Source organism: Acinetobacter soli, assembly GCF_018139125.1.
GTDB classification, from domain to species: domain Bacteria; phylum Pseudomonadota; class Gammaproteobacteria; order Pseudomonadales; family Moraxellaceae; genus Acinetobacter; species Acinetobacter soli.
The window spans coordinates 340,703-354,052 of sequence record NZ_CP073241.1; the positions used below are offsets into that span (position 1 = coordinate 340,703).

At 44.1% G+C, this 13,350-nt stretch carries 12 protein-coding genes and 1 other RNA gene; 4 read left to right on the plus strand and 9 right to left on the minus strand.

What is annotated here, in order from left to right:
- Window positions 1-101: 101 nt before the first annotated feature.
- The 9 genes from lon to KCV09_RS01520 all read right to left on the minus strand — a co-directional run bounded on the left by lon (window position 102) and on the right by KCV09_RS01520 (window position 8,739).
- Window positions 102-2,528, minus strand: a complete 2,427-nt coding sequence (lon, locus tag KCV09_RS01480; protein ID WP_119690318.1) for an endopeptidase La — start codon at window positions 2,526-2,528, stop codon at window positions 102-104.
- Window positions 2,529-2,637: 109 nt separating this feature from the next.
- Complete coding sequence (locus KCV09_RS01485; RefSeq protein ID WP_208476949.1) at window positions 2,638-3,303, minus strand: 5-formyltetrahydrofolate cyclo-ligase; 666 nt, start codon at window positions 3,301-3,303, stop codon at window positions 2,638-2,640.
- Window positions 3,304-3,467: 164 nt separating this feature from the next.
- Window positions 3,468-5,111: an ArnT family glycosyltransferase gene (locus KCV09_RS01490; RefSeq protein WP_208476948.1), complete on the minus strand. Its 1,644-nt coding sequence runs from the start codon at window positions 5,109-5,111 to the stop codon at window positions 3,468-3,470.
- 5 nt (window positions 5,112-5,116) lie between these two features.
- Window positions 5,117-5,521, minus strand: a complete 405-nt coding sequence (locus KCV09_RS01495; protein WP_025095255.1) for a GtrA family protein — start codon at window positions 5,519-5,521, stop codon at window positions 5,117-5,119.
- Window positions 5,505-6,485: a glycosyltransferase family 2 protein gene (locus tag KCV09_RS01500; protein WP_212515432.1), complete on the minus strand. Its 981-nt coding sequence runs from the start codon at window positions 6,483-6,485 to the stop codon at window positions 5,505-5,507. The genes KCV09_RS01495 and KCV09_RS01500 overlap by 17 nt, the downstream gene beginning before the upstream one ends.
- Window positions 6,485-7,279 carry a ChbG/HpnK family deacetylase gene (locus KCV09_RS01505; protein ID WP_212515433.1) on the minus strand — a complete coding sequence of 265 codons (795 nt, stop codon included), beginning with the start codon at window positions 7,277-7,279 and terminating at the stop codon, window positions 6,485-6,487. The genes KCV09_RS01500 and KCV09_RS01505 overlap by 1 nt, the downstream gene beginning before the upstream one ends.
- A gap of 345 nt (window positions 7,280-7,624) precedes the next feature.
- A non-coding RNA gene (gene ssrS / locus KCV09_RS01510) (6S RNA) lies at window positions 7,625-7,809 on the minus strand.
- A gap of 100 nt (window positions 7,810-7,909) precedes the next feature.
- On the minus strand, window positions 7,910-8,194 hold the full coding sequence (locus KCV09_RS01515; RefSeq protein ID WP_004936208.1) for a cell division protein ZapA: 285 nt from the start codon (window positions 8,192-8,194) through the stop codon (window positions 7,910-7,912).
- Window positions 8,191-8,739 carry a hypothetical protein gene (locus tag KCV09_RS01520; protein ID WP_004936212.1) on the minus strand — a complete coding sequence of 183 codons (549 nt, stop codon included), beginning with the start codon at window positions 8,737-8,739 and terminating at the stop codon, window positions 8,191-8,193. Before KCV09_RS01520 ends, KCV09_RS01515 begins: the two co-directional genes overlap by 4 nt.
- A 64-nt stretch (window positions 8,740-8,803) precedes the next feature.
- On the opposite strand from KCV09_RS01520, the gene KCV09_RS01525 reads away from it, so the two are divergent.
- The 4 genes from KCV09_RS01525 to KCV09_RS01540 are packed head-to-tail and all read left to right on the plus strand — an operon-like array spanning window position 8,804 to window position 13,275.
- Window positions 8,804-9,436, plus strand: coding sequence for a UPF0149 family protein (locus tag KCV09_RS01525; RefSeq protein ID WP_004946229.1), 633 nt, complete (start codon window positions 8,804-8,806; stop codon window positions 9,434-9,436).
- A gap of 54 nt (window positions 9,437-9,490) precedes the next feature.
- A complete protein-coding gene (gene pepP / locus KCV09_RS01530; RefSeq protein ID WP_212515434.1) occupies window positions 9,491-10,816 on the plus strand; it encodes a Xaa-Pro aminopeptidase in 1,326 nt (441 codons plus the stop codon).
- A gap of 54 nt (window positions 10,817-10,870) precedes the next feature.
- A complete protein-coding gene (locus KCV09_RS01535) occupies window positions 10,871-12,046 on the plus strand; it encodes an FAD-dependent monooxygenase (protein WP_252148441.1) in 1,176 nt (391 codons plus the stop codon).
- Window positions 12,043-13,275, plus strand: a complete 1,233-nt coding sequence (locus KCV09_RS01540) for an FAD-dependent monooxygenase (protein WP_212515435.1) — start codon at window positions 12,043-12,045, stop codon at window positions 13,273-13,275. The genes KCV09_RS01535 and KCV09_RS01540 overlap by 4 nt, the downstream gene beginning before the upstream one ends.
- Window positions 13,276-13,350 lie beyond the last annotated feature (75 nt).

A 13,350-nucleotide genomic window follows, 5' to 3' on the forward strand; every position in this document is an offset into this window, starting at 1 on the left:
ATAAGTACCCTTAAGATTATTATGGGTATTATTGGTTAATTTTCAACCTGAATAATGTAAAAAAAGAGAGCCGAAGCTCTCTTTTTTATAACCAACTGGAATTAGTGACGTGCTGCTTTTGATTCTTCAACAGGCTTCACAATAGGTGCTTTTACCAAAGGTTTAGGCTGTTCTGTCAAAGCTAAAGGTAAGATTTCATCAATGCTTTTCACTGCTTTGATTTCTAAACCTTCTTTAACATTGTCTGGTATTTCAGCCAAATCACGCACGTTATCTTGTGGAATAAAGACCAACTTGATACCACCACGGTGGGCAGCCAGCAGTTTTTCTTTCAAACCACCAATACGCAGTGCATTACCACGTAGAGATGTTTCACCTGTCATGGCAATGTCGGCACGGATCGGAATACCAGTAAATGCCGATACAAGTGCGGTAGTCAGTGCCAAACCAGCAGACGGACCGTCTTTTGGTGTAGCGCCTTCAGGCAAATGCACGTGAACATCGGTTTCTTCAAAGCGAGAGGCTTCAATACCCAATTCGTCTGCACGTGTTCTCACTACCGTCATGGCCGCAGTAATCGACTCTTTCATCACATCACCAAGCGAACCTGTTGTAATGAATTTACCTTTACCTTTGACGGCTGCAACTTCAATGGTGAGTAACTCGCCACCGACTGATGTCCATGCCAAGCCGTTTACACGACCGACCTGAGCCTCTTCTTCTGCAATACCAAAGTCAAACTTGTGTGGACCAAGATATTCTGGAAGCGTTTCTTGAGTCACGTCGATATGCAGATTTTTACTCTTTTTGCTGACCGCTTCTTTAACCACTTTACGTGCAATCTTAGACACTTCACGCTCAAGGCTACGGACACCTGCTTCACGTGTGTAGCGTCGTACAATGTCACGAATCGCTTCTTCATGAACAGTCAATTCACTGCTACGTAAACCGTTATCTTTGATCGCTTTAGGAACCAAGTAACGGTCAGCAATATTAACTTTCTCTTCTTCGGTGTAGCCCGGAAGACGAATCACTTCCATACGGTCTAACAACGCTTCTGGAATGTTCATGCTGTTTGCAGTACAGATAAACATCACTTCAGACAGGTCAAGGTCAAGATCAAGATAATGATCGTTGAACTTATTGTTCTGTGATGGATCAAGTACTTCTAACATGGCAGATGCAGGGTCACCACGATAGTCTTGTGCCATCTTGTCGATTTCATCGAGCAAGAACAATGGATTTTTTACACCCACTTTGGTTAGAGACTGCACGATTTTACCTGGCATCGCACCGATGTAGGTACGACGATGCCCGCGAATCTCGGCTTCGTCACGTACACCACCAAGTGCCATACGCACAAACTCGCGACCTGTGGCTTTTGCGATCGATTCACCCAGTGAGGTTTTACCCACACCTGGAGGGCCGACCAAGCACAAAATCGGGCCACGTAACTTTTTCACACGCGATTGAACAGCAAGATATTCGACAATACGGTCTTTGACATCATCAAGACCATAGTGGTCTGCATCTAGAATTTCCTGCGCTTTTTTCAGGTTAATGCTGACTTTGCTTGCAGTGTTCCAAGGCGTATCTAGAATCACTTCAAGATAGTTGCGCACTACCGCTGCTTCACTTGAAGCTGGCTGCATTGCTTTTAGTTTACGAAACTCAGCTTCTGCTTTTTTGCGCACATGTTCAGGCAAATCTGCTTCAGCAAGACGTTTTTCAATTTCTGCAACATCGTCTTCTGCGCCGCCGTTCATATCGGAAAGCTCGCGTTGAATCACCTTCATTTTTTCATTGAGAAAGTATTCGCGCTGATTCTTTTCCATTTGGCGTTTGACGCTGTCATGCAAGGTCTGCTCAATTTGCTGCTCGGCAGATTGTTGTACCAAGTAGCTGGTCAGCTCTTGCAAGTGTGCTTCAAATTCGTTGTGCTCGAGAAACTTTTGTTTTACATCAATGTTTAATGGCACGCGTGTGGCCACAAAAAACATCAGTTGCAGCAAATCGTCAATTTTATTTGCTGCCGCAACAAGTTCACGTGCATTACGCAGTTTTGCTTCAGCATATTGAGCAAACAAGGTCCGTAATTCCTGCAAACGCGTTTCTTGAGTCGCGGAATCGCTATCAACCGTCATTGGGCTCAATTGATGTTCGGCAGTCAAGTAACTGTCTTCATCAATAATTTTTGTGAGTTTTGAACGGTATAAACCTTCAATCAAAACCTTGATACAGTTTTCATCATTTTCGTGATTCACAACTTGCACAATCTTCGCGACGGTACCGTATTGATAAAGGTTGTCGTGATCAATTTCTTCTGTGAGAGAATCCTTTTGTGCAACTACAAATACTAAATTGTCACTGTTACGAGCCACATCAACTGCATTGATCGATTTTTCACGACCTACAAATAGCGCAATTTGCATGTGTGGATACACCACCACATCACGTAGTGCTAAGAGCGGTAATACACTTGGAACCTGAGGCTCTAAGGTTTCTACATTCATAATATTTTCAGACATGGGCACTCCTAATGAGTGACAACGAGGTTGCCATGTTTTTATAGTGATGGGTATTTTAAAAATTACAAGGGCATGACAATCGAAAATGTCAAAAAATTGAGCAAATCGCTCAGATTTTTTTTATCAAGCTGATAGTTTTTTTGAATGGGCGTTTGAAAATATAGCATTTTTTTGGTGTAACCAGTGCATCAAGTGATTGATCCCACGGTGCACGTTGAATATTTTCAGCAATATACTGAAACTCATGTGCCAGTCCGAGACGGATTGGACGCTTCGGTGCGATGGATAATGTTTTATCGTAAAACCCGCCACCCATGCCCACGCGTGAGCCTGTAGTGTCACAAATCACCAGTGGCATTATCACCAGATCAAGCTTGGAGATCGGTTGCCCGCGTGTTGCCATAGGTTCGTACATACCTAAACGATGCTTTGTAAAACGATGGTTTTGATATTGATGCTTAGAAATTTCAACCCAAACCAGTCGCTGATTCATGGCGCAGACTTTAGGTAGAAACACCTTAATGTTTCGCTTGAAACACTCTTGAATCAGCGCTTGTGTCCGAATTTCTCCAAAGGCATCTAGGTAAATGCCTGCACGCATAATAGACTGACGAGTTCGATCAAGAAAAAAACGAAACTGAGCCAGTACACGTTGCGCTGCACGTTGCTGTGCAAAGCGTGAACTTTGCCGACGCTGTTTGGCAATGTGTCGGCGTACTTGCTGTAGTGCTGAACCGGAAAGTGGTGCTGTAGCGTAAGGCACAACTGATGTCATTGGATGTATCCCGAGCTTAGGTTTTGATCAGCTTGTCATGCCATATAATTGCTTATAGCTTAGCGGGCTCTTACATAAAATTAAAGTACGTTAAAACTGGATCTGCCACTGAGTGAACAGACCCGTGTAATTATTCATTTTGATCAAGCGTGCCTTTAGTTATGTCATTCATTAAAAATCAGCACATCAAAATTTCGATTATGAATAACCTGTTTGGCTTGTTGCTCAAGTGAATTATCATGCGATGAGCTAATCACAATCATCGGCGCTTTACGGTCAATTGCGCCATTTAATTGCGCTCTAGTCCATAAGTAAGCCCGACGTTCTGGTTCAAATTGCAAACCATCCGAGAGTTCCTGTGCGTAATTATCCGATACATTATTTTGCCAGTCAGTGACCACATATACAGGCTGTTTCAAGTCGAGTAAGAAAGGCAGGTCGTAGTAGTAACGATCGTAAAACACCACTTTGGTATTGGGATGAATGTACGCCGTGAAATTGATTTGATCGTGATTATTTTTAATATCAAAAATGCGTGTAGCGAAGGGCACCACACTACACAGCACAATCAGGCAGGCAGCCACATAATGTGCATATTCGAGTTTATGCCGATGGAGTAGCTGTAAAAATAACAGTGGAGAATACACCAGCAGTGCTGCCAGTAAGGTAATTTGCCACTTTTGTACACTCGATAAATTAAAATCCAGTGGAATGAAGTACAACGTAGCGGCCAGAACACATCCCAGCAAACAAACAAAAGCTGCTGGCGCGTATTTTTGCATGCGGGTCAGTTGTTGAGTATTCAGAGTTGATTTCTCAAAAGCTACTGCACACAAGATAATCAGTGGTGTGAGTGCCGGTAAAATATAGCCTGCAAGTTTTGACGGTGGAATAGAAAAAAAGATGACAACAGACACCAACCACCAGATCAGTAATTGCCCAATCGGGTTTAATCGCTGTTGGTGCAGTATAGTGCGAAGGCCTGTCCATCTTAAGGTGAGTAACCAAGGCAATAGGCTCACCAGTAAAATGACCAAGTAAAAAAACCACGATTGCTTGTTGTTGAACTGATTAGAATGGAAACGGTTAAATTGTTGATCGATAAAAAAGTAATGCAAAAAATCTGGATAAATTTGCTGCATTTGATACAGCCACGGTAGGGTAAGTGCCGCCAGAAACAACAAAGCAAAAGGATTAAAAAACGCCGGGATACGCTTATATTGCCGGGTGTAAAGCAGCCATGGAAGCAGAATCATTCCGGGAATTAAAATGCCGATCAGCCCTTTGGTTAAAAAGGCAGAGGCGGCAAAAAAGTACCCCAAGAACAGCATGGCTTTTCGATTGCACAAACTAAAATCGACCAGACAAAATACCGATAAGGTGATGCCTGTTGCCAGCAGTAAATCATGATTAACGTATTGACTGCTCCCAAAGAAAAGCAAATTGGTTGCCATCATCAAGATGCTCAGTTCGGCAATTTTTTGAGAGAGATATTTACGAACAAACAGGTAGGTTCCAATCAAAAGCAAGCTTGCCGCCAGTACAGGAACCAAACGCACCACCCAAACATGCACACCAAAAATATGCATCGCGATACTGCTCAACCAGTGCAGCATAGGGGGTTTGTGAATAAATGGCAGACCATCTAAACGTGGAACAAGCCAGTCGCCAGACTCAAACATATGGCGGCTGATATCCGCATAACGGCCTTCATCGGGGATTGATAAAAAGCGGACCGTGGCGCATACAAATAGCCAAACAGAAATTAAACCGAGCTTGATCGGTAAGGTACGTAACCATGACGGCATACAGGCTATCCTTCTGGCTGAAAGGCAAAAATTCGATTCAATAAAAAAGTAAAGACTGAGCTAAAACCAATTGCTGTCAATACACTGAAAGCGGTGGGCAAGTGAAAGGCTTCTTTCAGACTAAGTACCAGTGCTTCATTCAATAAAAATCCGCTACAGGCCACCATCAAGAAACGAAACATCATTTGGCGATGCTGGGCATTTGAAGTCGCAAAGGTAAAATAGCGATGTCCAAAATAACTCATCCAAAAAGCCACGCCAAAGCCAGCCAAATTCGACCAAGCAAGCGCAAGCCGTGTCTTTTCAAGTATGATCACGACTGTCACATGAATGGCGGCAGCACACAGCCCAATGAGGCAAAAACGAATAAACTGCGCACTGATATGTTGATTTTTAGGGTTCAGATGCATGCGGTTTAATTTCGGGTAACGTGTGGGGATGCTTAAATTGCGAGAATTCGCCAGACACAATATAGCGTGGGCGGTTTTTAACTTCGGCATAAATACGGGCGATGTATTCGCCTACAATTCCCAAAAATAACAACTGAATGCCACCAAGTAAGGTGAGTGCAATGACCAGTGTTGCCCAGCCTGGTACACGAACGCCTTCGACCAGTGTTTCAATCAGAATCCATCCACCATAACTCATGGCAATGAGCGCCATTAAAGCCCCTAAATAAATACTCAAACGAAGGGGAAGATCTGAAAACCCGGTCAAACCAGACATGGCAAGACGAAATAATGACTTGGCATTGAATGTTGACGTGCCATGCTGACGTTCTTGTTCTGAAAAATGAATACCAATACCTTTAAATCCAACCCAAGCATACAAGCCTTTCATATAACGATTTCTTTCTGGTAAGCGGCGGATGGCATCGACGACCTTGGCGTCCATCAATCGAAAGTCACCTGCATTTTCAGGAATATCGATTGGAGAGCTAAGATTTAAAACTTTATAGTAGTGATTGGTTAGTATGCGTTTTAACCAAGACTCACTGCTTCGATTGCGAATGCCGTACACCATATCGTAGCCATTCTTCCAAAGATTAATCATGGTCGGAATGGCATCTAGAGGATGCTGAAAATCGGCATCGATCAGCAAAGTAATTTCACCAGTCACCCGATCTAAGCCTGCACTCAATGCGGCTTCTTTACCAAAATTGCGCGACAGTTCGAGTACAATCAGTGGGTAATGATCCACCATGGATTGTAAGACGTGAAGCGTATCGTCTTGACTGCCGTCATCGACCACAATAATTTCATAATGCAATTGTTGCTGATCCAGCGATTTTGCCAGCGCGGGAATAAATGTTTTTAGGTTCTCTGCTTCGTTATAAGCCGGAACAACACAGGACAAAAAAGGAGAAGTGTGCATTAGATTGCTCCTAATGGACCAAGCTGGATATGGTGATGTCGGCAGTCTTGCTGAAATTGTGCTGAGTCGAAGTATTCAAACTCGCGTACACGTGCAGCATGAATCGGGTCATGACTAGACTGGCTGTGGGAAAGTGCAGGGTGACACATGATTAACAGTTGATCTTGCGCTTGAGCAAGCCACTGCTGGTTCAAAAGCGCATAAGATTGGGCGTCAAAACTATAAATACCGGCAAAGGTAGAATTTTGGTGAATATTGTAATGCTGACACATCTCGCTAAAACGTGTAGCACCGAGTAATTTGAGTAGCGTGACTTTGATTCGCGTATTTGGCGTTAAAACAGGGTGGCGCAGACTGCGTACCCAGCCTTTAAATTGCTGTTGATTGAGAAATTTAAATAAAGCTTCACGAATAATGGGAAACTGATGTACATGCTGGTGCCCATCGACAAAATCAGGTATTCGACCTGTCGCAGAGCAAAATAATTCCCACTGACGAGCAATGCTGTCGCGAACTTTAGTTTGTGAAAGCTGGCCGGTCCATGCGCCGAGCATGAGTTTCGGTAATCGCTCGGTATAATCCTGAACGCCAAAAACTTGAGTAAAATTTAGATGTAATCCAATTTCGGCAGTTGTATCAAGACTTGTTAATACTTTGGCATCTTGAAACCAAGAGGGTGATTGAGTCATGCATGAGGTGGCATGAATGCGCTCTTTTTCAAGCAACGATAGAATCGCCGATGAAATTTCGGGACGCATGGAAAAATCGTCGGCACAGTAACACACTTTAGCCATTGCTTCGTCTCATCTTAACGGTCAAACATGTGCAGCAGGATTACCTGACATGTTTTGTATAATGATGACTATCGAGGCAAAGACTTAAGCCTAAATTAAGTGCAAAAAATTGAATCTTTATAGAATCTAGTGAGAAGTGTTATTTAATTTGATATTAAAGCTGAAATTAATATTTGCTTGTTAAGCGAGCATGTCGCGCTCAATTGAGGAATGATTTAAGGGAATATTAGCTACATACAAAAGGGAAAGGGTTATCGGCTGTGTTTGGGTATTGCTGCGATGATAAAGAAAAATAATAAAGAGGAACTAAACGTAAAAAAATTATAATTAAATGATTTTAAAATAAATGCCTCCGAAGATGCCGCTGCCTGTCATTACCCTTGAACCCTTAAGTTCAAGGTGGAAGCGACGCATACTTGCTGGGTTTCCTACTCGCGGTAGGCATACACTCTAAATATGCAGAACGCTATCCTAAAGTGATAGTATCGGCTCAGGGGATTCTGACGCGCTGGCGAGCATCCCAGAGACAGATTCAGTATAACCGATCTGAACTCAATGGCAATTCTCTTGCCACAGTGTTATGTAAACTTAGTTTTCAAGTGGTGAACGTTTGCGCGAAAATGCACAGTTCTATAGGCTTTTTTCTACATCTTGTAAAATTGCGTCTAATAATCGCTCGCAATGTTCATACTCTTGCAATGATTTATTGAGGCTGAGTACTTCTTGGGTCAATTGAAGCGCGACCATAATGACCAGCTTATTATGTTCAACGCGCGGCGCACTGCGGCGCATTTCATTAAAACGCTCATTCAGTACTTCAGCAGCACGTTCAAGCTCATCACGTTTTTCAACTGTGGTGTTCAGACGAAAAATTTGTTCGATTAAACGTAGTTCGACGACCACTTGATCGCTCATGGATGAATCTCCTCAGTAGGGTCGGCGAGTTGCTGGATTTCCTGAGCATGTTGATCTTGTGCCGTACCCAAAATTGCAAGTCGTTGAATGATCGCTTCAACCTTTGATTTGGCCAGTTCATTTTTTTTCAGCAACCGATCACGATCTTGTTGTAACTCTTGAATCTCTTGCTGGGTTTGGCGCTGATGTGCTTGTAACTTTTCTTTTGTAACACGTAAGTCATTGCGCTCTGCCAAAATTTCCTGAAAACGATTTTTCAGATCTGTACAACTTTTTTCCAAACGGCTGTAGCGGTCTGCAAGTGCCGTTGCATCTGTGTTAAGTTGCTTAAACTGGCCTTGAAGTTGGGAAAGCTGATCATTTAAGGTTTCAATTTCCTCTTGCTTGGCCGTAATGATACTATTTTTTTGCACGATTTGACTATGATGTTGGGCTTCAGTTTCATCTTTCGTCTTTACGAGCGCTTCGTTGTCACGCTCTAAATGAAGTAAACGCGTTTTTAAAACGCCAACATGCGCTTGAAGTCGCTGTAATTGTTCTAACATAACGTAGTCGCACAGAATTGCAATCAAAGGTAATATATACGAAGTATAGAGATTGGATAAGCGAATGCAAGACGATATTTCAGGTTGGAACGAGTGGAACCAAAATTTTGAAGGAATTGAGGAAATTTCAAGCCCTAGTGAGTTACATGGCTTGCTTACAGGTATAGTTTGTGTGACAGAAGCACCGACCAGAGATGAATGGTTACAAATTTTAGCAACGCTAAATGTACCGACTTTAAACGATCAGGCGCTGTCCGTGCTGTCCGATGAAGCTGAAGACGTTGCGCATGCGCTCGCCGAAGATGAGCTGGACTATTTACCTATGCTTCCAGATTCAGAGCATCTTTTGCAAGAGCGAGTACAGGCACTTGCAGATTGGTGTGCTGGCGTGGTACTCGGCTTTGGTTTGGCTTCCGGACACATCCGTTCAGATGAAGTTGAATTGATTGAGCATCTCCAAGATGTTGCAGCAGTCGAATTTGACGAATCAGACAACGATGAAGAAGGCGAAATGGGTTACGAAGAACTGTATGAGTTCGTTCGTTTGATTCCGGTCAGCTTATCGATAGGCCGTAAAAAAATCCCTGTTTCAGAAAGCTCATTGATTAAAAGTTTTCAGTCAAAGTTGAAAAATACATCTGAATCTGATGAAAATCAGAGTATTGTTGAAATGTTTACACCACATCGTCCAAGCTAATGCTTGGGCGCTGCCTTACCATTTAGACATTATCCATATAGATTATAAGAGCACATGAAACTCACCCAAGCAGATTTTGAACGTCGTCGAGACCGCCTCGCTGAGCATATGGGGCCAAACAGTATTGCAATTATTGAAACCAGTCCAGTGGCGTATCGAAATCGTGATGCGGATTATAAGTTTCGTGCGGATAGTAGTTTCTTTTATTTAACTGGATTTGCCGAGCCTGAAGCTGTAGCAGTGATTGAAACGGGTGAAAGTACAGCAGATTACACCTATAGCCTGTTTTGTCGTGAACGTAATCGTGAGCTTGAAATCTGGAATGGTTATCGTGCAGGTGTCGATGGTGCGGTTGAAGATTATGAAGCAGACGAAGCCTTTGCGATTGATTTGCTTGACGAAGAAATCATCGAGAAGTTATTCAATAAGGGCGCCATTTATTATCGAATCGGGCATCGAGCTGAATTTGATGCGCGCGTAAGTCAATGGATTAAACAGGCTCAAGATCAAGACAAACGCGGCGACGGTGCGCCGTCTCAAGTGCTTCAACTCGATCGTCTCTTAGATGAAATGCGACTGTTTAAGTCAGAAGAAGAAATTCAATTGATGCAAATCGCATCGGACATCAGTGCTCAAGCGCATACTCGTGCCATGCAAAAGGTTCGTCCAGGTATGATGGAGTATGCACTTGAAGCTGAATTGAACTATGTATTTAATCAAAATGGCTGTGTCCCGTCTTACAACAGCATTGTTGGTGGTGGAGCCAACGCATGTATCTTGCACTATGTAGAAAACAATCAGCCGCTCAATGATGGTGATTTGGTGCTGATCGATGCAGCATGTGAATACCAGTGCTACGCATCTGATATTACGCGTACTTTTCCAGTCAATGGTCGTTTTAGTCCAGAGCAACGCGCGCTCTATCAAATCGTGCTAGACGCACAGTATGCCGCGATCGATCAGGTGCGAGTCGGACGGTCGTATCGTGATCCACACGAGGCCGCAGTGCGTATCATCACACAAGGTTTACTTCAGCTTGGACTGATGCGCGGCGCAATCGATGAACTCATTGAAAAAGAAGCCTACCGTCAATTTTACATGCATGGCACCGGACATTGGTTGGGGATGGATGTGCATGATGTAGGTGCCTACAAAGTGGCCGGCAAATGGCGAAGTTATGCGCCAGGGATGGTGGTCACGGTTGAGCCGGGTATTTATATTGCGCCTGATGATGAAACGGTGGATGAAAAATGGCGCGGTATCGGCATTCGAATTGAAGATGATGTCGTGGTGACCGAAGATGGCCCATTGATTCTGACGCAAAATGTGGTTAAAGAAATCGATGCAATTGAAACACTTATGGCTCAAGCGAAACGATAAAAATCGAGTAAAGGAGAAATCGCAGTGCAACATGTGATTATTGTCGGTGGTGGAATGGTGGGATTGAGCCTCGCGCTCATGCTGGCAAAACAAAATATTGCAGTAAAATTGCTTGAAGCCATTCAGTATCCAGATTACGACGACGAAAATCTGGCTCCCTATCACTCAAGTTTCGATGCACGAAATACGGCACTCTCACGCCGAAGTGTACAAATTTATCAAAAGTTGCAACTGTGGGATGCGCTACAGCAACACGCAACGCCTATTTTACAGGTTCATATTACCGAAGAAGGTAGTTTTGGCAAAGCAAGACTGGTGGCCTCACAAGAAAAAGTCGAAAGCTTTGGACAGGTCATTGAAAATGCATGGTTGGGGCGTGTATTACTTACACAGGTACGCCAGCACGAACTCATTGAGCTGATCGATGGCGTCAAAGTAACGTCATTAAAACAAGATCAGGACTTTGTCTATTTAAATGCCGAGCGTGAACACGAGCAGCTTGAGTTACAAGCAAAACTGGTCATTGCCGCCGATGGTCGTGATTCATTTTGTCGTCAGGCTTTAGGCGTGGGTGCCGATGTTCGAGATTATGATCAAGTGGCGATTGTGACCACGGTACAAACCTCTAAACCACACGAGCAGGTCGGATTTGAGCGTTTTAGTGCGTTAGGTCCATTGGCATTATTGCCTTTGCCCGGCGAGTCGCGACGCTCTGTGGTCTGGCCCGTAAAAAAAGGCACCGAAGACGAATGGTTAGGTGAGCACAACGATCAGCATTTTCTAAATGCTTTACAAAAAACCTATGGGGATCGGGCAGGAACTTTTGAAAAAACTGGACGACGTTTTAGCTACCCGCTGTCACAAGTATTGGCACATAAGCAGGCTGTAGGTCGTGTGGTACTCATGGGTAACGCTGCGCATACGATTCATCCGGTCGCTGGGCAGGGCTTTAACCTATGCCTACGAGATGCTGACGTATTGGTGCGTCATCTGTTACAACAATTGAGTGAGTCAGATGATATCGGAGAGCCAGAAAATCTGCTGGCTTATGAACAAGCCCGATTAAAAGATCAACAACGCGTGATTAAATTCTGTGATTCGGTGGTGCGTGGCTTTAGTAACCAAAATCCGGTACTCAAATTATTGCGAAATACCGGGCTGGTGGCTTTTGATGTTATTCCGGGCATTAAGCCATTAGTTGCCAATTACGCAATGGGGTTAAAAGCATGACACAAATGCACGATGTTGTGATCGTCGGCGGTGGGCTGGTAGGCGGACTAACAGCGCTATTGTTGGCTCAAGGTGGCGTTCGTGTCACCGTCCTCGATGCCGCTCCTGTACTTTCACGTGAACACATTGAGCGTGAAGTCAATCCACGAGTATTGGCTTTGAGTCAGGCCACCATTCATTTGTTAGAGACCGTTGGAGTCTGGAGTGCTATTTCACGTCATATGCCGTATTCGGGCATGCAGGTGTGGAATAAAAATGGCTACGGTGAAATTCAATTCGGACATGCGAGCGAGCAGACACCACATCTGGATCAGGCATTGGGTTCGATGGTGGAACCGAGTATTGTTAATTTTGCAATCCAGCAAAAAATGCGTGAAGTGATTGCAGATTATCGGACGCAGATTCGTGTCAAGCGAATCGAATCTGTACAGTCGGGCTGGCAGCTTGAGCTTGAAGATGGTTCAGTTTTGCAGACTCGTTTGCTGATTGGTGCAGACGGTCCAAATTCGTTTGTGCGTAACCAAGCCATGATTGATCTGGATGTGCTGGATTATCGTCAGGCTGCGATTAGCTGTGCCGTGAAGACGGCGCAGCCACATCAGCATGTGGCTCGCCAGCTCTTTTTGCCGACCGGGCCATTGGCATTCTTGCCGATGGCCAGTATCGAGCCAAATGAAAAGGGATTTTGGCAGTCAATCGTGTGGACATTGCCAGAAGATTATGCCGAGGAATATGCTGCATTAGGCGATCAGGCATTTGCGGATTTACTTACACAAGAAAGTCAGCATATGTTGGGTCAAGTGCATGAGGTACGTTCGCGTGCAACGTTCCCGCTGATCGCTCGTGCTGCAAAACAATACATCAAATCGGGATTGGCTTTGGTTGGAGATGCAGCGCATGTGATTCATCCTCTGGCTGGTCAGGGCGTCAATATCGGTTGTTTAGATGCAGCGCTACTCTGTGATGTGCTGCTACATGACCGGGCGCGTGGTGTATGGGCACATGAACAAACCTTGCGACGTTATGAACATGCGCGTAAAGGGCAAAACGATGCCATGATGCATGGTATGTCTGTGATTGGCTGGCTGGAATCTCAAACGCTATTTCCAGTGATTGCAGCGCGTAACGCGGGCTTAAAATTTGTTGATGAGCATGAAAATCTGAAAAATGCTTTCCTACAGCAGGCCACCGGATTGAGTTTACTCGCCAAAACCCGTTATGCGCATTAGGACTTAAACGGTAATTTTTAATCAGTCATTGATTAATGATTACAAATTAGTTTAAAAAAATACGAAATTGGTGTA